The sequence below is a fragment of the Snodgrassella sp. ESL0323 genome (assembly GCF_013346865.1).
GTDB classification, from domain to species: domain Bacteria; phylum Pseudomonadota; class Gammaproteobacteria; order Burkholderiales; family Neisseriaceae; genus Snodgrassella; species Snodgrassella alvi.
This window is the reverse complement of record NZ_JAAEDT010000020.1, coordinates 78,196-99,661: the sequence shown is the minus strand read 5'-3', so window position 1 is coordinate 99,661 and position 21,466 is coordinate 78,196. Positions and strand designations below refer to the sequence as shown.

Here is a 21,466-nt window from a genome sequence, read left to right as displayed (position 1 = left end):
TCAGCAATTACTGAACCCGCGTTTAACGCGGGTTCAGTGCTTTAAAGGATTTCTTTTTGTACAGCTGTTAGTTTGATTTCTACTTTCCAGTCAGGGTTAGCAAGCGCAGCTTGTATACAGGCTCGTGCCGGCGCTCTTCCTGGTGTAACCCAGTTATCCCATGCTTGATTCATGCCTTCATATTCCTGCATATTGCTCAGGTAAATTACTGCTTCACAAATATGCTGCTTATCACTGCCACATGCTTCCAGAATAGTATCTATCTGTGCCAGAACATTGGCAGTTTGCGCAGTGATGTCGGCATCTTTATTAGTTGGAACTTGTCCTGCAAGAAATATCAGGCCGTTAACAATGGTGGCTTCTGCCAGGCGGTTACCGCTCTCGTAAAATTTAATACTCATAAAATTCTATACCCATATACTGGTTCTTGTGAAAATAGCCTGAGCTACAATATTATCTGTTAATGCAAGAATTTATTTTGTGGCCGGGCAATACTGGACTGAAAAGAAAAAACAGACAGCAAAAGAATATAAGCAATGCCTTTTCATATCAATACTATCTTCTGAATCTATCGAGATATCGCTATATGATAACCATCATTTTTCACTAAGTAGTAAAATAATAATCCGTTATCTTTACACGGAAATTACCATTATGAAAAAAACTACTTTCAAAGGTTAATATCATTCCGAAAGGTAATGATATTAACCGTAAATCCGTACTGCAAACAGAATTAACCAACGAGCGAAAAGCCCTTGCTGAGGCACAGCAAGCCCTAAATCGCAGCCATACTGGTAAAGGCGGTGATACAACTGCACTACAAAACGTGGTATTTGATAGACAGCAAAACATACAAGCTTTGCAGCGTGAACTAAACCATATGTATGTAATCCAAACCATGCCTGAGTTGATGAGAATAATTGATGAGTAAAAGTAAATTTCCGGTTACTCTTGCTATCCGTTTTTTGCGTGCTCACCAGATACCGTTTGAACCGCGTGAGTATGCTTATGTTGAGCATGGCGGAACAGCACAGTCAGCATTAGCGCTGGGCGTAGACGAGCATGCAGTGATTAAAACCATTGTGCTGCAAAATGAGCATAAGCAAGGTCTGATTGTGCTGATGCATGGCGACCGGCATATATCTACCCGTCAGCTGGCACGTGAACTGAGTATGAAGCATATAGAACCAGCCAGTCCGCAGCAGGCTAATAAATGGACTGGTTATCTGGTTGGTGGGACTAGTCCTTTTGGCAACAAGGCCGGATTACCGGTGTATGTTGAAAAAAGTATTTACTCTTTACCACTGATTTATATTAATGGGGGTAAGCGTGGATTTCTGGTACAGATGCAGCCAGAATATCTGGCCTGCCTGCAGCCGCAATCAGTGCAGGTGGCAACAGAGACGGAATAATATTGACTAATGAAACAGGCCGGACGTGAAAGTCTGGCCTGTTTGTTTGCCGGCTAATAAAAATTTTTATTTAATTAGTCCGCGCTGATAAGAGTTATTAAAAGGCTGATAATTATGATCATGCAGCAGCTGGGCTGCTTCGGTTAACCAGTTGGTATTACGTAATAACACCCTTCCTTCCATAATCAAATCTGCCTGACCGGTTTGTAAAATATATTCAGCCAGATCAGGGCTATCCAGCAGGCCAACGGTTGCTACCGGAATATTGACTACTTGCTTCATGGCAGTCGCAAAAGGTGTCTGATAACCGCCATGCACCGGGATATCCGGAGCGTAATCCATAACACCTCCGGTGGACACATCGATAACATCTATGCCGTCACGTTCTAGCCACTGACATATTTCCTGCCAGTCGGCAATACTGTTTTGCTGACCGGTTTTATCATAGTCGGATAGAGACATGCGTACCCATAATGAACCGGAAAATACTGCACGCATTTCGAGAGTAATTTCGTGCAGCAAACGATAACGATTTACTAAAGAACCGCCATATTCATCGGTACGCTGATTGCTCAGCGGTGAAAGAAATTCACTGATTAGATAACCATGTGCAGCATGGATTTCAATTACATCCACACCGGCTTGCCGAGCTCGTCTGGCTGCAGCAATAAAATCTTCTTTGATTTGTGTGATTTCCGGTTTACTCAATGCTTTTGGCGTTTTCGAGCTGCTATTAAAAGGAATAGCACTGGGTGCAACTGGCTGTAATGCATCTGAAGCTTTGCGTCCGGCATGTGCCAGTTGCACACCTACTTTGCTGTTCAGATAATGTAGTGAATCAACCAGCTGAGTGAATTTTTCTGTCTGACTATCATCCCATAAACCTAAATCGTGTTTGGTAATTCGTCCGTCCGGCTGTACGGCAGTGGCTTCTATAATAATCAGACCGACATTGGCAATGGCACGTGCGCCATAATGTGCAAAATGAAAAGGTGTAACGATACCGTCTTCCTTTTTTACTTCATACATGCACATTGGTGCCATAACTACTCGGTTTTTCAGATTTAAATTACCAATGGTTATAGGAGATAATAATAATGACATTGATTGTTCCTTTTGATTATCTGATTCCTGATTGGGTGCAGTAAGTAATGTATAAAAACAATATTCAGATTATTTTTATTGATTTATTACTTCTTATCCAGTTCTCTGAATGATATCTGACAGGCAGATACAGCCTGCTATCAGCATATATTTCATCAAGTTCATCATATAATAATATCTTGTTTGATAAACATAATTAATTATTATTTACTTACAAATAAAACTTATTTGTAATTTAAATTATCTATAATTTGTGACACAAATCCCCATATATGAATCCCTGCCAGTCTACGTCAATATTTTTTCCAAACGCGATGACTTTAAATAACTCGCCCATTTCATGTGCATCCAGCAGGGTATGACAGGCTGAAGCAGTCTGAATGTATGCATTTTCTTCCGGTTTGCCGATTTTTGCGAGTAATTCGGTTATACCCAGATTCAGCAGAAATGTTGCCTGATTGGTATAACCAATTAAGTCCAGATGATTATCAATGCCGGCATCAGCAATACGGGTGAAATTAACATGAGCGGTTAAGTCAGTGAGTCCGGGATAAAAGAACGGATCATGAACGGTATGATGACGGTAGTGGCCGATTAACGTACCCTGACGACGCTGAACATGATAATACTGTGCTGCGTCAAAACCATAATCAATCCATATCATTGCTCCGCGTTTCAGCTTTTGTGCCAGTGTTGCTACAAAGGCATATTGTTGTGGATGCAGCTCAGACTGATAAGGTTCTGCTGTATCAGGGAAAGTTTCCATGACCTGTTGTATTGCTGCGCTGCTAGCAGGTTTATCCTGCCAGATAAACTGATTATCCAGCCAGCTAACGCCCATTTCTGTTATCTGATTTGCCTGACGGAGATAGACCGGAACAGGCATGGCATCCAGAACTTCGTTTCCTATCAGGATACCGTCAAACTGTTCAGGTAACTTAGTCAGGTGTGTAACTTTATGTATCTGATCAGGTGCCTGAGTCTGAATATATTCTCTCTGACGCTGCGCTAGTTCTGCAGAAAGTTCAATAATGTAATAGTGCTGAAAGTGCTGGCTGTGCAGAGCTGGTAATACAGATGCTGCCAGATGACCGGTTCCTGCACCGAATTCATAAATATTGCCTGCTGTTTGTGGCAATAGTGCATCTAATTGATGCGCCAGCGTCTGCCCGAACAAAGGAGTCAGAACAGGTGCAGTAATAAAGTCGCCATCACGACCGAATTTTTGTGCTCCGCCGGTGTAATAACCATAGTCAGGCGTATACAGTGCCATTTGCATGTAGTCGGCAAAAGAAAGCCAGTTATTTTGCTGCCGGATTTTCTGCTGAATAAGTTCAGATAATTTCTGCGAACTGATTAATGCGGCATTTTCAGGAGTGGGTAAATTATCCATAGGATAGATGATGGAAATTGTAAAGAAGATGGTCATTATAAACGCTGATTTTGGCTTATGTTGACCCTGGTCAAGTATCTGAAAAGGCACATAGGGACTGGATTGGATGATTAGTAAGATAATGATTTGATTTAAATATATTTTTGTATTTTAGATTGCTTTTATTCGGCTTCGGAATTTGACTGGATTACATTGACCCTGTATGCAAAATTGCCTTATAGTGTGAATAAGTGTGTAAAGGTGTGGCGAAGTGGGGGATAATCCCGTTATATTGAATAGGAGCTGAACAGTGTTTGGCGGCGCGTATGAATTAAGTATAGACAGTAAAGGACGACTGGCGATTCCGGCCAAGTTTCGTGATTTGCTGGCGCGTCATTTCACTCCGGTACTGGTTGCCACACTGGAAAAGCGCACACATTTGTTACTGTATCCCGAGTCATCATGGCGCAGTGTGGAAGCTCAGCTGTTACAGCTTCCTGTGGCAGGCAACAGAGTATTGCAGGCCTATCAGAATTTACTGTTACATAATGCGGATACTTTGGATTTAGACAGTGCCGGCAGAGTATTGCTACCGGCACATTTGCGCCGTCTGGTGAATTTTGAACGTGAAGTTTATGTTGTGGGTCGTGCCAATCGCATTGAAGTGTGGGGCAGGGCGTTATGGGAAGAGCAGAATAATGCTGCACTGGATATGGATGAAGATATGCTGGCGGCAGAGTTGGGTAAGACTCAACTGCAATTATGAGTGAACAGATAAATAATGGCGGTCATGTTACCGTTTTACTGAATGAAGCAGTTGCCGGTTTACAGGTACAGCCGGCCGGAGTGTATGTTGACGGAACTTTTGGCCGTGGCGGCCATTCGCGTTTGATTCTGTCTCAGCTCGGGAAAGACGGGCGGCTGGTTGTTTTTGATAAGGATCCGCAGGCGATTGCTGTAGCACAGGAACTGGCAAGGCAGGATGCACGGGTACTGGTTGTACATGAAGGGTTTTCTGCATTAAAGCAGTCGTTACAACAGCTGGGTATCAGCCGGATAAATGGCGCCTTATTTGATCTGGGTATTTCCTCTCCTCAGATTGATGATGCAGGTCGTGGTTTCAGCTTCCGCTTTGATGCACCGCTGGATATGCGTATGGATACTACGCGCGGACAGTCAGCAGCCCAATGGCTGGCTGTGGCAGAAGAGCAGGATATACACGAGGTAATTAAAAATTATGGTGAAGAGCGGTTTAGTCGCCAGATTGCACGGACAATTGTGGCGCAGCGGGAACAAAGCCCGATTACCACAACCGGCCAGCTGGCGCGCCTCGTCGCACAGGTCGTCCGTACTCGTGAACGCGGACAGGATCCGGCCACACGTACCTTCCAGGCCATTCGCATCTTTATTAACCGTGAACTGGAAGAAATAACTGTGGTACTGCCGCAAGTGATGGAATGTCTGGTTGCCGGCGGACGGATGGCGGTGATTTCATTTCATTCTCTGGAAGACCGGATTGTAAAAAGATTTATGCAGCAGCACAGCAAGCCGGCTCCTTTACCACGCTGGGCAGTAGTTAAAGAAGCAGAACGTGAGCAGCCGCCGTTGCGCCTGATAGGCAAGGCGCAAAAACCTGCTCCGGCAGAAATTGAAGTTAATCCGCGAGCCCGTTCAGCGGTATTACGGGTAGCAGAACGCAGTTATTAAATAAAGACTAATAGTTGATTAATTATGAATAAAATCAACATTATTTTGCTTATATTGGTACTGGCTTCAGCTTTTGCTGTTGTAACAGTACAGGATCGTTCGCGTCAGTTTTTTATTGCGCTGGATAAAGCGCAAAAAGGGGAAAGTCTTTTGAACGAAGACTTTAGTCGCTTAAAGTTAGCGCAGGCAAAGCTATCTAATCATCAGTTGATTCAGGATGCTTCAGCCCGGCAAAATCTGCATTCGCCGTCATTGGCTGAAACGCAGATGCTGGCTGCGCCGCGCCCGGTTAAGTAATGAAGTGAAGGGTCAGGGATTAATGGAGTACTGCTTCAGGCAGTATTTCCGGCAGTGGAACAAACTACTATGTTAATTAAAAACGATTATAAGCCACGCATGCTGCCCCGTGAGGTAAAACAGGCTAAGCCTGTAACCACTAACGGGCGGATTGTATTGGTATTAGGTGCTCTGGCTATAGCTTTTGCTATGCTAATCGGACGTGGTATCTACTTGCAGACTGAGAAACATGAATTTCTGAAAGAGCAGGGTGATCAGCGTTTTGTCCGTACTCTTCCGCTTACTGCTACCCGTGGCACAATTACTGACCGCAACGGAGCCGCACTGGCCATCAGTGCACCCGCAGATTCTTTATATGCTGTGCCCTCTGCCATGGAGCAGATGCCGACAGATACTCAGATTCAACAGTTATCTGCATTAATTGATGTACCGGCGGCAACCATTAAAAGCCGCCTTAGCCGTAATAAAGACTTCATTTATCTGAAAAGGCAATTATCGCCGGAGGTTGCTGAAAAGGTTGCTGCGCTGAATATTAAAGGTCTTGCCTTTCAGCATGAAAGTAAACGCCATTATCCGATGGGACCGATTTTTTCCCATATTATCGGTTTTACCAATATTGACGGTAAGGGGCAGGAAGGACTGGAATTATCGCGTGAAGACAGTCTGCATGGTATTGATGGTGCTAAAGTTGTTTTGCGCGATAATAAAGGTAATATTGTTGATAGTCTGGATTCTCCGCGTAACCGTCTTCCTCAGAATGGTACGGATATGGTGCTGTCTCTGGATCAGCGGATTCAGTCAATTGCATATGAATCGTTAAATAAAGCAATGCAGTATCACACTGCATCAGCCGGTTCAGTTGTGGTTCTGGATGGTAAAACCGGTGAAATTCTTGCTCTGGTAAATTCACCGGGATATGACCCTAATAATCCGGGTGCCACCGATAGTGATGCACGCCGTAACCGTGCGGTAACTGATATGATTGAACCGGGTAGTGCGATGAAACCGTTTACCATTGCTAAAGGGCTGGATAGCGGAAAAATCAAACCAGGCAGCGGTTTTAATACTTTACCGTATAAAATCGGACCGGCAACAGTACGGGACACGCATAATTATCCTTATCTGGATGTGGGCGGTATTATTCAGAAATCATCTAATGTTGGTACAAGTAAAATTTCTGCAATGTTTACGCCCGAAGAAATGTACAACATGTATACTTCTGTCGGTTTTGGACACCGGATGCATTCCGGTTTTCCGGGTGAAACACCGGGAGTAGTACGTGACTGGCATAACTGGCGGCCGATTGAGCAGGCTACTATGTCTTTTGGTTATGGTATACAGATGAGTCTGCTCCAGCTGGCACGGGCATATACTATCTTTACCAATGACGGTGCGCTACTGCCAGTGAGTTTTCTTAAGCTGAACAGCGCCCCGCAGGGTGAGCAGATTATCCAGCCAAAGACTGCAAAGGCAGTACGCCATATGATGATTGCTGTAACGCAGCCCGGTGGTACTGGTTTGCAGGGAGCAATTGACGGGTATGATGTAGCCGCTAAAACAGGTACTGCGCGAATGCTGGTCGACGGACACTATTCTGATTCCAAGCATATGGCTACATTTATTGGCTTTGCACCGGCAGACAATCCGCGAGTTATTGTGGCAGTAAATATTCAGAATCCTACTACTAACGGTTATTACGGAGGGCCGGTTGCCGGTCCGGTATTCCATGATGTAATGGTTGGTACTCTGAATGTGCTTGGTGTTTCTCCGAGCAGACCGGTAAAATCCGCGCCACATTCTGAAACGCATTAATCTGAAGACAATCTGTGTTTGCACAGATTGTCTGTCTGTTTGTACCCGATAAAAATGTTTGAATCGACAGTATTATGTTTTCCCTGAAAAAAATTTTGCCTGAATATCATTTAAGTGCTGAAACAAGTCGGCTGATTGCCGGTCGTACACTGCGGGTGGATAGCAGAAAGGTGCAGCCCGGAGATGTATTTGTAGCCTGTCAGGGTGAGTATAGTGATGGCCGTGATTTTATACAGGCTGCTATTGATAATGGTGCAGAATTTGTTTTCTGGGATGATGATGGTCAGTTTGTATGGCAGACCGGCTGGAAAGTAGCGAATGAGGCTGTAAAAGATTTACGTCAGCGTGCCGGACTGGTGGCTGCTGCCTGTTATGACTATCCGGGCAGAAAGCTGAGTGTCTGGGGAGTAACCGGAACTAATGGTAAAACGTCAGTGTCACAATGGCTGGCTCAGGCTTCCGATATTCTTGGCAAAAAATGTGCCATTATGGGTACGGTAGGGAATGGATACTGGCAACAGCTGCATGATACTACCAATACTACTATGGATGCGGTATCTAATCAGACATGGTTACGTGATTTTGCTGAAGATAATGCTGCAGCCGTTGCCATGGAAGTGTCCAGTCATGGTCTGGATCAGAGCCGTGTCGTTGGTGTTCCTTTTACCAGTGCTGTTTTTACCAATCTGACCCGGGATCATCTAGATTATCATCATAGCATGCAAAGTTACGGTGATTGCAAGGCTTCATTGTTTTACTGGCAAGGTCTGAAACACGCCATTATTAATATTGATGATGAGTTCGGCTATCGGTTATGGCAGGATTTATGCCGTGATTGTCCGCAGTTAACTGTACTGGCTTATGGTTTTCATGCTGATGCAGATATTCATATTAGTCAATTTCACGCTTCAGCAAGTGGTATGCAGGTGCATTTGCGTACGCCGTGGGGAAACGAAGTAGTACATACACGTTTACTGGGTCGGTTTAATGCTCAGAATCTGGCAGCCTGTATAGGTGTATTGTGTGCTAATGGTTTTACTTTTAAAGAGGTAATTGCTGTCTGGCCGCAGATTAATCCTGCTACCGGACGTATGGATTGTCTGATGGGAAGTAATCAGCCGCTAGTGGTGGTTGATTATGCTCATACACCGGATGCACTGGAAAAAGCATTATCGACTTTGCAGGAAATTAAACCTGACGGAGCGCATTTGTGGTGTGTTTTTGGCTGTGGCGGAGACCGTGATGCAGGTAAAAGACCATTAATGGGAGCCGCAGCCGCTGCAGGAGCGGATTATGTTGTCGTAACCAGCGATAATCCGCGTACAGAAAATCCGCAGGCAATTATTAATGATATTTTGCCGGCTGTTGCTGCACCGGCGCTGGTAGAAGCAGACCGTAAAACTGCGATTAATTATGCTGTAAATCATGCAGCAGTTGACGATATCGTTCTTATTGCAGGAAAAGGTCATGAAACCTATCAGGATATCGGTGGTCAGAAACAGCATTTTTCAGACTTTGAAATAGCACGGTCAGCTTTGCAACAGCGAGTCTAAAATTTTGTAATTGCTTAATAATATGCCAAATTTAGATCTTAATTTTATTTATCAGACTTTTGGACAAGTGTTACCTGATAATAATCAGCCGGTCACACGGGTAGTTATTGATAGTCGCCAGATTCAGCCTGGTGATGTATTTGTAGCCATTCAGGGTGAACACTTTGATGGTCATGATTTTGTTGATGAAGTGCTCGCTCAGGGAGCACAGTTGTGTATTGTTAGTCGCTCAGAGTGGCAAAATAAGGCGAAATGTCTGGTAGTTGCAGACACAGAAAAAGCGTTGGGAAAGCTGGCACAGACATGGCGAATGCAGGTTAATCCGGCATTGCAGGTGTTTGGTATTACCGGTTCAGCCGGTAAAACTACGGTAAAAGAAATGCTGGCTGCAATTTTGCGGCATCATGCAGGTACTAGTGCGGTTCTGGCTACTGCCGGTAATTTTAATAATCATATTGGTTTACCGCTGACATTATTACAGTTAAAGCCGCAGCATCGCTATGCTGTGATTGAAATGGGTATGAATCATACCGGAGAACTGAGTTATTTAACTGGTCTGACCAAACCGGACTATGCTCTGGTTAATAACGCACTGCGTGCTCATATCGGCTGTGGCTTCTCAGATGTTGCTGATATTGCCCGCGCTAAAAGTGAAATTTATCAGGGGCTGAATGCGAATGGAACTGGTTTTGTTCCTACGGATGATGGTCAGTCAGATATTTATATTTCAGCTTTGCAAGGTAAGCAATGTGTCCGCTTTGGTACAGAACAGGGTGATGTATATGCTAGCAATATTGTACTGCAGCCATTAAGTATCAGTTTTGATTTGTGCAGCCCGCAAGGGGTGGTTAATTTACAAGTCCCGGTTCCGGGATTACATATGGTACATAATGCTGTGGCCGCTTCTGCACTTGCTCTGGGTGCCGGTTTGCCCTTAGCGGCATTACAGGGACTGAATTCATTTGAAAATGCTAAAGGCAGATTGCAACAAAAGCGCAGTGTGCATGGCGCTTTGGTAATTGATGACACTTATAATGCTAACCCGGATGCATTTAAGGCAGCTGTCGATGTTCTGGCAGCTTTTCCTGCACCACGAATTATTGTGATGGGTGCTATTGGTGAGCTGGGCAGTAATGCTTCTGCTCTGCATGCGGAAGTAGGTGCTTATATACGGGCACGCGGTATTGATGCAGCATTTTTTATTGGTGACGAAGCACGGTTTGCAGCAGAAGCTTATGGTTTACCGGATGCATTTTATACGGATCGAAACAAACTAATTGATGATTTACGTGCATGGGATCAGCAGACAGCTACCATTCTGGTAAAAGGTTCAAGGTTTATGCATATGGAAGATGTAGTACAAGCAATAACACAGAAATAAATTATTGCTAACTCTCGTCAAGTAGTGATGAACGACTTAAAATAGCCGTTTTTATCCGGCTCAGGCTATCTGGGTGATTATGCATCATTCATATAGCAATAAATTATCTAATAACGGTTATGGCTTTGGCTGTGACAAGGGAAAACAACCATGCTGTTGTGGTTAGCAGAAATTTTTCACTATTGGATAAATGGTTTCCATTTATTTCAATACACTACTTTTCGTGCCGTAATGGCGGCACTGACTTCCATGGGGCTGAGTCTGGCATTCGGTCCGTGGATGATTCGCAAATTAACTCAGCTCAAAGTAGGGCAGGCTGTTCGCGATGACGGTCCCAAAACCCATCTGGTGAAAACTGGTACACCAACTATGGGCGGTACTCTTATTTTACTGGCTATCACTGTTACAACATTATTATGGGCTAATCTGGCTAATATTTATATCTGGATACTTTTGTTAGTGATGCTGAGTACCGGAGCTCTGGGTTTTTATGATGACTGGAAAAAGGTAGTTTACAAAGATCCGCACGGGGTTTCAGCCAGATTTAAAATGATCTGGCAGTCTGTAGTGGCTCTGGTAGCCGGTTTGGTGCTATTTTATGTGGCACACTTAAGCTCTACAAATACTTTTATTGTTCCTTTTTTCAAGGAAATTACTTACCCGCTGGGTGGCATTGGTTTTGTTATTCTGACGTATTTTGTCATTGTTGGTACTTCTAATGCAGTAAATCTGACTGACGGACTGGACGGGCTGGCTGCTTTTCCTATTGTGCTGGTTGCTGCCGGTCTGTCAATTTTTGCTTATGTCAGCGGTCATGCTGAATTTGCTCATTATCTGCAGCTGCCGCATGTCCCCGGTGCGAATGAAGTTATGATTTTCTGCGCCGCAATTTGTGGTTCTTGCCTGGGATTCCTGTGGTTTAATGCTTATCCGGCACAGGTATTTATGGGGGATGTCGGTGCGCTGGCTTTAGGTGCAGCTTTGGGTACGATAGCTGTGATTGTGCGTCAGGAAATTGTACTGGTAATTATGGGTGGCTTATTTGTTGTTGAGGCAATGTCTGTCATGCTGCAGGTAGGTTCATATAAATTACGGCGTAAACGTATTTTTCTGATGGCACCAATTCATCATCATTTTGAACAAAAAGGCTGGAAAGAAACTCAGGTTGTAGTACGTTTCTGGATTATTACCATGATTCTGGTACTGGTTGGTTTAGCTTCCCTGAAAATCCGTTAGTAGTCAGATAAGCAGGATCAGACGATATACATTTGGGTTAAATTTAGTGTAGGACTTAACCATGATTGACTGGCGTAATCAAAAGGTTTTAGTTGCAGGGCTGGGGCGTACCGGAATTTCAATGCTGGAGTTTTTAACTCAGGCAGGTGCTGATATAGTGATTTATGATGCACAGCCTGATGCAGAACAATTGCAGTCTTTAACTGAGCGTCATCAGGTTGCCGTATATACCGGAGACCTGGCAACAGTGTTTGAACAGCACCAGTTTGATATTCTGGCTTTAAGCCCGGGAATCAGTCAGCGTCAGCCTGCTATTGTTGATTTTAAACGTGCCGGCGGTGTCGTACTGGGTGATGTAGCTATTCTGGCTGATTTACTTGAAAGCAGTAACAGTAAAATTATTGCAATTACCGGTTCAAACGGTAAAACCACTACTACCAGTCTGGTGGGTTTTTTATGTGCGCAATGCGGACTTGATACAGTGGTGGCAGGTAATATTGGCACCCCAGTACTGGAAGCCTATCTGGAGCGCGCAGGTAAAGCAGCAGATGTCTGGGTTCTGGAATTATCGAGTTTTCAGCTGGAGACTGCTCCCTGCCTGAATGCGACTGCTGCTACAGTGCTGAATGTATCAGAAGACCATCTGGATCGCTATGATGATTTTCTGGATTACGCGCATAGCAAAGACCGGATTTTTCGTGGCCAGGCCATACAAGTGTTAAATGCCGATGATGTTTTTTGTCACGCTATGGTACGGCATAACCGGCCGGTGAAATGGTTTTCTTTACAGCATAATACTGATTTCTGGCTGAATAAAGATATGTTGTGTGCCGGTAATGAACCATTGCTGGCCTGTGATGCCCTGTCTTTACAGGGTACACATAATGCGGCCAATGTTTTGGCTGCATTTGCTTTATGTGAAGCCATTGGCTTGCCGCGTGCACAATTGCTTCAATATGTATCCACTTTCAAAGGCTTACCGCATCGTGTGGAAAAAGTAGCCGAAGTGAAAGGTGTGACATTTATTGATGATTCCAAAGGTACTAATGTTGGTGCTACCTGTGCTGCATTGCATGGGCTAGATAAACCTATTGTGCTGATTGCGGGCGGACAGGGTAAAGGTCAGGATTTTACTCCGTTGCAAGCTGCATTACAGGATAAGGCACGGGCAGTTTTACTGATTGGTGTGGATGGTCATCAGCTCGGAGCAGTTCTCGGACAAGCTTCCTATCCGGTAGAGTACTATGACGATTTGCCGCATGCTACTGAACGTGCTTTTGAACTGGCTCATCCGGGAGATATTGTGCTGCTTAGTCCTGCTTGTGCCAGCTATGATATGTTTAAGGGTTATGCACATCGCAGTGAGGTATTTATTGCCAGCGTCCGTCAATTGCAGGGTAGCGTAGCATGATTACTGAATCACGTCTGCTGGATCGCAAGCTATTGCGACGCGGATATACTTTTGATCAGTCACTGTTATGGATGGTGGTATTGATGGCCAGTTTCAGCCTGATTATGGTTTACTCGGCCTCAATTGCGTATGCAAAGCATGATGGCGGCAGTACTTATTTTTATCTGATTCGTCAGGCTATTTTTCTATTGTGCGGCGGCGTACTTGGTTGTGTGGCTGCACGTATTCCTTTGCGAACATGGAAAAAGCTGACACCACTGGTGTTGCTGTTCAGTATCGTGCTGCTGATTCTGGTGCTGGTAATGGGAAGAGAAATTAACGGTGCCAAACGCTGGATTAATGTTGGGATGGTTAATATCCAGCCTACCGAAGTTTTTAAACTGGCGATAATTTTGTATTTATCCAGTTTTTTTACCAGACGTGCTGAAATCTTGAAAGAATTCAAAAAAGTCTGGTTTGCAGGTATTCCGGTAGGACTTGGTCTCGGGCTGATTATGCTGGAACCAGACTTTGGTTCATTTGTAGTGGTTTCTGTTATTGCGGTAGGCTTGCTTTTTCTGGCTGGTTTACCATTTCGCTGGTTTATGGCTGTAGTAGGTTTTGGTTTGCTGGCCATGGTTATGCTGGTGCTGTTTGAGCCTTACCGTATGGCACGTGTAGCCGGTTTTCTTGATCCGTGGGCAGACCCTCTGGGTAAAGGTTATCAGCTTACGCATTCATTAATGGCAATTGGGCGCGGTGGCTGGTTTGGTGTCGGATTGGGAGCCAGTCTGGAAAAACGTTTTTATTTACCTGAGGCTCATACGGATTTCATTCTTGCGGTCATTGGAGAAGAATTCGGTTTTGTCGGTATTCTGGTATTAATGTTTTGTTATATCTGGCTGGTAGTCCGTGCTTTTTCCATTGGTAAACAGGCTCGCGATTTAGAGTTGTTTTATGGTTCTTTCGTCGCCAAGGGTATTGGTATCTGGCTGGGTATTCAGAGCTTTTTTAATATTGGTGTGAATATCGGGCTGTTACCGACTAAAGGGCTGACTCTGCCTTTACTGTCATATGGTGGTTCAGCTGTTATGATTATTTTAATCAGTGTGGGTTTGCTGCTGCGAGTGGATTATGAGAACCGGCGTGTGATGCGTGGATTCAAAGTATAAATAATCACAAAACTCTGATAGTTTTGACGGGAAAATAATGAGTGTAAAAACTTTCATGGTCATGGCCGGTGGAACAGGCGGTCATATTTTTCCTGCGCTTGCAGTTGCTCAGGCATTACAGGCACAGGGTCATCGTATTATCTGGCTGGGTAGTGACGGGGCGATGGAAACCCGTCTGGTTCCGCAGTACGACATACCACTGGAAACCTTGGCAATCAAAGGAATACGCAGTAACGGGCTAAAGCGTAAGCTAATGCTACCTTTTACCTTATTAAAAACCATTGCGGCAGCGCGTCAGATTATTCGCAGGCATCAAGTAGATGCAGTCATCGGTTTTGGTGGTTTTGTTACTTTTCCGGGTGGTATAGCCGCAAAGCTATGCGGTTTACCCTTGATTGTCCATGAACAGAATGCGATTGCTGGTTTATCTAATAAAGTGCTGGCTCATTTTGCCAATCAGGTAATGTATGCATTTCCACAAGTATTCGCAAATGAAAACGGACTGGTAGGTAATCCGGTACGTGCTGATATTGCTGCATTACCACCACCACAACAGCGCTTTAACAGCAGAAATGGTGAGCTGAATATTCTGGTAGTTGGCGGAAGTCTGGGCGCTGATGTATTAAATCAGATTGTGCCGCAGGCTGTGGCTTTGTTACCGGCTGAACAGCGTCCGCGACTGCTGCATCAGTCCGGACGAAATAAACTGGCACAGTTAGAGCAGAATTATGCTCAGTGCGCAGTAGAGGCGCAATGTGTTGAATTTATCACAGATATGGTATCAGCTTATCGTAACGCCGATTTGGTGATTTGCCGGGCCGGTGCACTGACAATTGCTGAATTAACCGCTGCCGGAGTAGGGGCAATTCTGGTGCCTTATCCGCATGCGGTAGATGACCATCAGACAGCTAATGCACAGTTTATGGTTAAAGATGGTGCGGCAATATTATTACCGCAGACGAATCTGAATACACAGACATTAATGGCTACGCTGGCCGATTTATCGCGCGAACGCTGTTTAGACATGGCGATTAAAGCACGTGCGCTGGCTCAGCCTGACAGTGCGGCTAAGGTTGCGGCAGCAGCGCTAGCGAGTATCCGTTAAATTTTGATTGAGCCGGATGAATTGTTGCAGACTCGAGCTAACAATCACAATTCAGACTGGCAGGAAAAGTTATAAAGTATGAAAGAAAACATGAAAGACCGTATCCGCCATATTCATTTTGTAGGGATTGGCGGAACCGGTATGTGCGGTATTGCAGAAGTTTTACATAATGAAGGTTATCAGATAAGTGGTTCTGATTTGGCTGATAATGCCGCAACCCGGCATTTACGGGTAATCGGAGTGCATATTTGCTCAGGACACAGTGCTGAAAATATTACTGGTGCAGATGTAGTAGTGACATCAACAGCCGTTAAAAAAGATAATCCGGAAGTGGTAGCGGCGCAAGAACAAAAAATTCCGGTAATTCCGCGAGCCATGATGCTGGCTGAAATCATGCGTTTTGGTCGCGGTATTGCCATTGCTGGTACACATGGTAAAACCACAACAACCAGTTTAACTGCTTCTGTACTGGCAGCAGCAGAGTTAGATCCGACTTTTGTTATTGGCGGTCGGTTAACTGCGGCCGGAACCAATGCCAAGCTGGGTAAAGGTGAATATATTGTTGCTGAAGCAGATGAATCAGATGCTTCGTTTCTATATCTGACACCTTTATTTACGGTCGTTACCAATATTGATACCGATCATATGGATACATATGATCATGATGTAGAAAAACTACATCAGGCGTTTGTGGATTTTGTGCATCGTATGCCGTTTTACGGCAAAGCCTTTTTATGTATTGATAGTGAGCATGTGCGCCAGATTTTACCGTTGATTCAGAAACCTTTTGTTACCTATGGTCTGGATGAAAGTGCTGATTTATATGCAACTAATATTGTTGCCGATGGTGCACAAATGCATTTTGATGTTCATACGCGTAAAAAAGGCATAAAACCGTTTAATGTGACGGTCAATATGCCGGGGCGACATAATGTTCTGAATGCACTGGCTGTTATCGGGATTGCCCTGGAAATTGGTGTCTCAGTACCGGCAATTCAGCTTGGACTGGAAAGTTTTGCAGGTGTGGGTCGCCGTTTTCAGCAGTACGGTGAGATTGCATTACCGAATGGTGGCGAAGCGTTACTGATTGATGACTATGGTCATCATCCTGTTGAAATGTCTGCAACCATAGCTGCTGCACGAGGTGCCTACCCTCAGCGTCGTCTAGTCGTAGCATTCCAGCCACACCGCTATACACGTACACGGGACTTATTTGAAGATTTTGTTCAGGTTTTGAGTAAAGCTGATGGCGTGGTTTTAACGGAAGTGTATTCTGCTGGTGAAGACCCGATTGTGGCTGCTGACAGTAAGGCATTAATGCGTGCGATCAGAGTGCTGGGTAAAGTTGAGCCGATTTATGTGGCAAACGTAGACGAAATGGCGCCCACGTTATTAAATGTCTTGCAAGATGGTGATGTTTTGCTCAATATGGGTGCCGGCAGTATTAACAAAGTACCTGCCATGCTTACCGGAATGTCTGCTGCAGTATAATGACTGCAGTTTAATTATTTCACATACTGTTCTTATTAAAAGAAAAACAGGATTAATGACAAACAATGAGTGATTTTGGTAAAGTTGCCGTACTGATGGGCGGTTTCTCCAGTGAGCGTAAAGTCTCACTGGCTAGTGGTGCATCAATTCTTACTGCATTGAAAAGCCGTGGTATAGATGCACATGCATTTGATCCGTCTGAGCGGCCATTGTCTGAACTGGTTAGTGCCGGCTTTGACCGGGCTTTTAATATTCTGCATGGCTCTTATGGAGAAGACGGAGTCGTACAGGGGGCATTGGAAGCATTTGGTATTCCTTACACCGGTTGTGGTGTTGCGGCCAGTGCGCTGGGTATGGATAAATTCCGTAGTCGTCTAGTCTGGCAGGGAGTTGGTTTGCCTTGCGTACCATTTATTGTGCTGCATGATGATAGTGATTTTGCTGCAGTAGAAGAAGAACTGGGTCTACCTTTATTTGTTAAACCTGCAGCAGAAGGCAGTAGTGTGGGTGTGGTGAAAATCAGGCAGGCTGGTGAGCTGGCACAAGTTTATCAGCAACTGAAACAGTACCATGGTGAAATTCTGGCTGAACGTGCAATCGAAGGTGGTGAATATACGTGTGGTATTCTTGGTGAACAGGTATTGCCTAGTATTCGTATCGTACCGGCAACGGAGTTTTATGATTATGAAGCTAAATACCATCGCGATGATACCGAGTATCTGTGTCCGGCTGATCTGACACCGGCGGATGAGCAATATATGCGTAATTTGACAGCCCGTGCTTTTAAAGCATTAGGTGGTCGAGGCTGGGGGCGAGTAGATTTTCTGCGTGATGCGGACGGTACAATCTATATTCTGGAAGTTAATACTGTACCCGGCATGACCGGACACAGTTTGGTGCCTAAAGCTGCACGTGAAATTGGCTTGAGTTTTGAAGATTTGTGTGTTGAAATTTTAAGTCATGCGACTTTGGGATAATGCACAAGCCTTAAAACGGCTTTACCGGTGGTTATATGTATGTGTATTGTTCTGCCTGCTGGCAGCAGGCGGATCCTGGCTGGTGCATTCACCATATTTTCCGGTCCGGCAAATTCAGGTAATACATCCGTTGAAGCATTTGCAGTCGGCTGAAATTGAACAAATCAGCAGACAATATTTGCAGGGTAATATTTTTACTGTGGATGTGAGTGCGGCACAATCTGCACTGGCTAAACTACCCTGGGTATATAAAGCACAGATAAAACGAATCTGGCCGGGTACGGTACAGTTAGACATCAGGGAGCGGGACCCTGTTGCACGCTGGAATGACCAGCAGCTGGTGGATACTGACGGACAGATATTTAATGCAGTAATTCATGAGCAGCTGCCGGTATTTGTTGGAAGCAGCGGTTCTGCTCGCTACATGACCGTACATTTGTTAACATTCGAAAATTTGTTGCAATCAACAGGTCTGCATATTCAGCAGTTGCAGTTAAGTAATCGTTCTGCCTGGCAGCTGACCTTAAGCAACGGAATTACCCTGAAACTGGGGCGGGAAAAGGTAGAACAGCGTTTGGCTCATTTTGTCTGGGCATGGCCACAGGTTTTACAGAAACAGGCCAGTAATATCGATTATGTAGATTTGCGTTATCCGGATGGTTTTGCGTTACGGTACAAAAATAAGGCTAATTCAGCTGCAAGTACCAGAGCAGTAAATGCATCTGAAGTGGCGGATCAGTATGAAGCAAATCTGGATTGATCCGGACAGACCGATTGATTATTTGATTTTAAAGTGATGACCATGGTTAAAGGTAAAAAATACATCAGTGCACTGGATATCGGCACTTCAAAAGTAATCGCTCTTATTGGTGAGGTTCAAGAAGATAATGAAATCCACATTATTGGTTTAGGGCAGGCTCCGTCGCGCGGTTTGAAAGCAGGTATGGTGACCAATATTGAAACCACTGCACAAGCAATCAAGCAGGCCATGGAAGAAGCACAGATGATGGCTGATGTACAGGTAGACTGTGTAACAACCGGTATTGCAGGTAATCATATTCGCAGTTTCAATTCACAGGGTGTGGTTAAAATCAAGGACGGAGAAGTCAGTCAGGCTGATATTGATCGTGCAATTGAGACGGCAAAAGCTGTCAATATTCCACCGGATCACGATATTTTACATACAGTGGTACAGGAATTTATTATTGATAATCAGCCGGGTGTGCGTGAACCCATTGGCATGAGCGGGGTTCGTCTGGACACGCGCATACATATTATTACCGGTGCGGTAACAGCAATGCAGAATATCCAGAAGTGTGTTAATCGCTGTGGTTTGCAAATCAATAAAATGATATTACAGCCACTGGCCAGTGGTCAGGCAGTACTGACTGAAGATGAAAAAGATCTGGGTGTCTGTGTTATTGATATCGGCGGCGGCACGACTGATATTGCCGTATATACTAATGGGGCTATCAGGCATACAGCCGTTATTCCGGTGGCAGGGGATTTGATTACCAAAGATCTGGCACAAGCGTTGCGTACACCCCACAGTGCAGCTGAATATATCAAAATCAATCATGGAGTGGCACTGGCAACCATGGATGGTCTTGATGATATGATTGAGGTGCCCAGTGTGGGTGACCGTAATCCGCGCCAGATTTCGCGTCGGACACTGGCAAGTGTAATTGGTCCGCGCGTGGAAGAGATTCTGGAACTGACGCTGAATGAATTGCGCCGTTCCGGTTTTCCTGAGGATGTGCTGACTTCAGGCATAGTTCTTACCGGCGGAGCATCATTATTACCCGGAATGGTCGAGCTGGCAGAGGATGTATTTAATCTGCCGGCCCGTATCGGGGTGCCGCAGGAAATGGGAGGGGTATCAGAACGGATCCGCAATCCGCGTTATGCTACTGCTATTGGTTTGTTACAGGCAGCTTGTGAAGAAGAAAATAAAACGGATATGCCTGTGGCAACAACTACCGAATCTAAAGAGTCATGGCTAAAAAAATTGCAAAGCTGGTTTAAGAACAATTTTTAACTTTATTTATACATTAAATGACAGAACTTTTGCGCATTGTATATAACTGTCTATATAATGATAGTTATATAGGAGTAAATGACGTTTATGCATACGTTTTGTCAGGAGACATAAATGCAATTTGTATATGATGTTGTAGAGACGGTAGTCGGTGCTGCAGTGATCAAAGTCATTGGTATCGGCGGCGGTGGCTGTAATGCAATTAACAATATGGTTGAAAATGCGGTTGCCGGTATTGAGTTTATCAGTGCCAATACTGACGCACAATCTTTACAGAATAGTAAAGCTTCTAAACGTATTCAACTGGGCAACAATCTCACCCGTGGTCTCGGTGCAGGAGCTGATCCGGAAATTGGCCGGAATGCAGCCATGGAAGACCGCGAAGCACTGTCTGAAGCTATTCGCGGAGCGAATATGCTGTTTATCACAACCGGTATGGGTGGTGGTACAGGTACAGGTGCGGCGCCGGTAGTAGCTGAGCTGGCAAAAGAGATGGGAATTCTGACGGTTGCTGTTGTTACCCGTCCGTTTGAATATGAAGGTAAGCGCATTCACGTGGCTAATAACGGGATTGAAATTCTTAAAAATACCGTTGATTCACTCATTGTGATTCCAAATGACAAATTAATGTCGGCACTGGGCGAAGATGTGAGTATGCGTGAGGCTTTTCGTGCGGCAGACAACGTATTGCGTAATGCAGTAGCCGGCATTGCTGAAGTCATTACTAATCCGGGTATTATTAATCTGGATTTTGCTGATGTGAAAAATGTCATGAGTATTATGGGTATGGCAATGATGGGGTCAGGCAGTGCACATGGTGTTGACCGCGCCCGTATTGCTACAGAACAGGCTATTGCCAGCCCACTTCTTGATGACGTGACTTTGGATGGCGCACAAGGTGTATTGGTTAATATTACTACCGCACCGGGCTGCCTGAAAATGTCTGAATACAAAGAAATTATGTGTATGATTGATGAATATGCACATGATGATGCTGCTTTGAAATACGGCACTTCTGAAGATGCCAGTATGGAAGAAGGCGAAATCCGCGTAACCATTATTGCTACCGGTTTGCAGGAACAGAAAGTTTTACATCACCAGCAGCCGAGCAGTTTGCGTGTTTTGCAAACCGTACAGGCCACAGGTACTGAAGATGCCTATCCGGACATCGGAAGTGTGGTACGTTCAGGACGCAGTGCACGCGGGATGAATCTGGCTGCTGCTGATTTCTCAAATCAATCTGTGCTGGATGACTTCGAAATTCCGGCAGTCATTCGCCGACAAGCTGATTGATAGATTAAAATTATTAAAGCTGTCCGGGCTAAGCTCCGGACAGCTTTTTTATTTTAAAAATAAAATATAATTTAAATACGATATATTACTGGTGTGCGAAAATATTTTTAAAAATTAGACAAAAGA

At 44.7% G+C, this 21,466-nt stretch carries 19 protein-coding genes and 1 pseudogene; 17 read left to right on the top strand and 3 right to left on the bottom strand.

Annotated elements, in window-relative coordinates:
- Positions 1-41: 41 nt before the first annotated feature.
- Positions 42-401, bottom strand: coding sequence for a RidA family protein (locus tag GY065_RS09065; RefSeq protein ID WP_174833864.1), 360 nt, complete (start codon positions 399-401; stop codon positions 42-44).
- A gap of 305 nt (positions 402-706) precedes the next feature.
- Between GY065_RS09065 and GY065_RS13280 the strand changes: the two are divergent.
- Positions 707-931: pseudogene (locus GY065_RS13280) on the top strand (hypothetical protein); the annotation flags it as partial.
- Positions 924-1,412, top strand: a complete 489-nt coding sequence (locus GY065_RS09060; protein ID WP_174833863.1) for an aminoacyl-tRNA deacylase — start codon at positions 924-926, stop codon at positions 1,410-1,412. The pseudogene GY065_RS13280 and the gene GY065_RS09060, both read left to right, overlap by 8 nt.
- 66 nt (positions 1,413-1,478) lie before the next feature.
- Here GY065_RS09060 and GY065_RS09055 read toward each other — a convergent pair whose 3' ends face one another.
- Entirely contained in the window at positions 1,479-2,516 is a 1,038-nt protein-coding gene (locus tag GY065_RS09055) for an NADH:flavin oxidoreductase/NADH oxidase (protein ID WP_025331247.1), read from the bottom strand.
- A 244-nt stretch (positions 2,517-2,760) separates the two neighbouring features.
- The gene (locus tag GY065_RS09050; protein ID WP_371731956.1) at positions 2,761-3,945 is read right to left on the bottom strand and encodes a class I SAM-dependent methyltransferase; all 1,185 of its coding nucleotides are present in this window, start codon (positions 3,943-3,945) and stop codon (positions 2,761-2,763) included.
- A gap of 253 nt (positions 3,946-4,198) precedes the next feature.
- Between GY065_RS09050 and mraZ the strand changes: the two genes are divergently transcribed.
- From mraZ to ftsZ, 15 genes are all read left to right on the top strand, one after another.
- Positions 4,199-4,654 carry a division/cell wall cluster transcriptional repressor MraZ gene (gene mraZ, locus GY065_RS09045; RefSeq protein ID WP_025331245.1) on the top strand — a complete coding sequence of 152 codons (456 nt, stop codon included), beginning with the start codon at positions 4,199-4,201 and terminating at the stop codon, positions 4,652-4,654.
- Entirely contained in the window at positions 4,651-5,595 is a 945-nt protein-coding gene (gene rsmH, locus GY065_RS09040; RefSeq protein ID WP_174833862.1) for a 16S rRNA (cytosine(1402)-N(4))-methyltransferase RsmH, read from the top strand. The genes mraZ and rsmH overlap by 4 nt, the downstream gene beginning before the upstream one ends.
- A gap of 24 nt (positions 5,596-5,619) precedes the next feature.
- Positions 5,620-5,892, top strand: coding sequence for a cell division protein FtsL (ftsL, locus tag GY065_RS09035; protein ID WP_041878843.1), 273 nt, complete (start codon positions 5,620-5,622; stop codon positions 5,890-5,892).
- A 69-nt stretch (positions 5,893-5,961) separates the two neighbouring features.
- Positions 5,962-7,704: a penicillin-binding protein 2 gene (locus GY065_RS09030; RefSeq protein ID WP_025331243.1), complete on the top strand. Its 1,743-nt coding sequence runs from the start codon at positions 5,962-5,964 to the stop codon at positions 7,702-7,704.
- 74 nt (positions 7,705-7,778) lie between these two features.
- A complete protein-coding gene (locus GY065_RS09025; RefSeq protein WP_174833861.1) occupies positions 7,779-9,257 on the top strand; it encodes a UDP-N-acetylmuramoyl-L-alanyl-D-glutamate--2,6-diaminopimelate ligase in 1,479 nt (492 codons plus the stop codon).
- Positions 9,258-9,279: 22 nt separating this feature from the next.
- Positions 9,280-10,638, top strand: a complete 1,359-nt coding sequence (gene murF / locus GY065_RS09020; RefSeq protein ID WP_174833860.1) for a UDP-N-acetylmuramoyl-tripeptide--D-alanyl-D-alanine ligase — start codon at positions 9,280-9,282, stop codon at positions 10,636-10,638.
- A 150-nt stretch (positions 10,639-10,788) separates the two neighbouring features.
- Complete coding sequence (gene mraY, locus GY065_RS09015; protein WP_025331240.1) at positions 10,789-11,874, top strand: phospho-N-acetylmuramoyl-pentapeptide-transferase; 1,086 nt, start codon at positions 10,789-10,791, stop codon at positions 11,872-11,874.
- A gap of 64 nt (positions 11,875-11,938) precedes the next feature.
- The gene (murD, locus tag GY065_RS09010; protein WP_174833997.1) at positions 11,939-13,285 is read left to right on the top strand and encodes a UDP-N-acetylmuramoyl-L-alanine--D-glutamate ligase; all 1,347 of its coding nucleotides are present in this window, start codon (positions 11,939-11,941) and stop codon (positions 13,283-13,285) included.
- Positions 13,282-14,436, top strand: a complete 1,155-nt coding sequence (gene ftsW / locus GY065_RS09005; RefSeq protein WP_174833859.1) for a putative lipid II flippase FtsW — start codon at positions 13,282-13,284, stop codon at positions 14,434-14,436. Before murD ends, ftsW begins: the two co-directional genes overlap by 4 nt.
- A 37-nt stretch (positions 14,437-14,473) precedes the next feature.
- Positions 14,474-15,541: an undecaprenyldiphospho-muramoylpentapeptide beta-N-acetylglucosaminyltransferase gene (murG, locus tag GY065_RS09000; RefSeq protein WP_174833858.1), complete on the top strand. Its 1,068-nt coding sequence runs from the start codon at positions 14,474-14,476 to the stop codon at positions 15,539-15,541.
- 78 nt (positions 15,542-15,619) lie between these two features.
- Positions 15,620-17,032 carry a UDP-N-acetylmuramate--L-alanine ligase gene (gene murC, locus GY065_RS08995; RefSeq protein WP_244621518.1) on the top strand — a complete coding sequence of 471 codons (1,413 nt, stop codon included), beginning with the start codon at positions 15,620-15,622 and terminating at the stop codon, positions 17,030-17,032.
- Positions 17,033-17,097: 65 nt separating this feature from the next.
- Positions 17,098-18,009, top strand: coding sequence for a D-alanine--D-alanine ligase (locus tag GY065_RS08990; protein WP_174833857.1), 912 nt, complete (start codon positions 17,098-17,100; stop codon positions 18,007-18,009).
- Entirely contained in the window at positions 17,993-18,769 is a 777-nt protein-coding gene (locus tag GY065_RS08985; RefSeq protein ID WP_174833856.1) for a cell division protein FtsQ/DivIB, read from the top strand. Before GY065_RS08990 ends, GY065_RS08985 begins: the two co-directional genes overlap by 17 nt.
- Before the next feature lie 42 nt (positions 18,770-18,811).
- On the top strand, positions 18,812-20,047 hold the full coding sequence (gene ftsA, locus GY065_RS08980; RefSeq protein ID WP_174833855.1) for a cell division protein FtsA: 1,236 nt from the start codon (positions 18,812-18,814) through the stop codon (positions 20,045-20,047).
- Between the two features lie 114 nt (positions 20,048-20,161).
- Positions 20,162-21,340: a cell division protein FtsZ gene (gene ftsZ, locus GY065_RS08975; RefSeq protein WP_037474772.1), complete on the top strand. Its 1,179-nt coding sequence runs from the start codon at positions 20,162-20,164 to the stop codon at positions 21,338-21,340.
- Positions 21,341-21,466: the final 126 nt, after the last annotated feature.

What these genes read in the sequence shown, in the direction of transcription:
- GY065_RS09060 (WP_174833863.1), top strand. Translation starts at nt 924, where the DNA reads ATGAGTAAAAGTAAATTTCCGGTTACTCTTGCTATCCGTTTTTTGCGT.
- GY065_RS09050 (WP_371731956.1), bottom strand. Translation starts at nt 3,945, where the DNA reads ATGACCATCTTCTTTACAATTTCCATCATCTATCCTATGGATAATTTA.
- ftsL (WP_041878843.1), top strand. Translation starts at nt 5,620, where the DNA reads ATGAATAAAATCAACATTATTTTGCTTATATTGGTACTGGCTTCAGCT.
- murC (WP_244621518.1), top strand. Translation starts at nt 15,620, where the DNA reads ATGAAAGAAAACATGAAAGACCGTATCCGCCATATTCATTTTGTAGGG.
- ftsA (WP_174833855.1), top strand. Translation starts at nt 18,812, where the DNA reads ATGGTTAAAGGTAAAAAATACATCAGTGCACTGGATATCGGCACTTCA.
- GY065_RS08985 (WP_174833856.1), top strand. Translation starts at nt 17,993, where the DNA reads ATGCGACTTTGGGATAATGCACAAGCCTTAAAACGGCTTTACCGGTGG.
- murF (WP_174833860.1), top strand. Translation starts at nt 9,280, where the DNA reads ATGCCAAATTTAGATCTTAATTTTATTTATCAGACTTTTGGACAAGTG.
- ftsZ (WP_037474772.1), top strand. Translation starts at nt 20,162, where the DNA reads ATGCAATTTGTATATGATGTTGTAGAGACGGTAGTCGGTGCTGCAGTG.
- mraY (WP_025331240.1), top strand. Translation starts at nt 10,789, where the DNA reads ATGCTGTTGTGGTTAGCAGAAATTTTTCACTATTGGATAAATGGTTTC.
- GY065_RS09030 (WP_025331243.1), top strand. Translation starts at nt 5,962, where the DNA reads ATGTTAATTAAAAACGATTATAAGCCACGCATGCTGCCCCGTGAGGTA.
- ftsW (WP_174833859.1), top strand. Translation starts at nt 13,282, where the DNA reads ATGATTACTGAATCACGTCTGCTGGATCGCAAGCTATTGCGACGCGGA.
- rsmH (WP_174833862.1), top strand. Translation starts at nt 4,651, where the DNA reads ATGAGTGAACAGATAAATAATGGCGGTCATGTTACCGTTTTACTGAAT.
- murG (WP_174833858.1), top strand. Translation starts at nt 14,474, where the DNA reads ATGAGTGTAAAAACTTTCATGGTCATGGCCGGTGGAACAGGCGGTCAT.
- GY065_RS09055 (WP_025331247.1), bottom strand. Translation starts at nt 2,516, where the DNA reads ATGTCATTATTATTATCTCCTATAACCATTGGTAATTTAAATCTGAAA.
- GY065_RS08990 (WP_174833857.1), top strand. Translation starts at nt 17,098, where the DNA reads ATGAGTGATTTTGGTAAAGTTGCCGTACTGATGGGCGGTTTCTCCAGT.
- GY065_RS09065 (WP_174833864.1), bottom strand. Translation starts at nt 401, where the DNA reads ATGAGTATTAAATTTTACGAGAGCGGTAACCGCCTGGCAGAAGCCACC.
- GY065_RS09025 (WP_174833861.1), top strand. Translation starts at nt 7,779, where the DNA reads ATGTTTTCCCTGAAAAAAATTTTGCCTGAATATCATTTAAGTGCTGAA.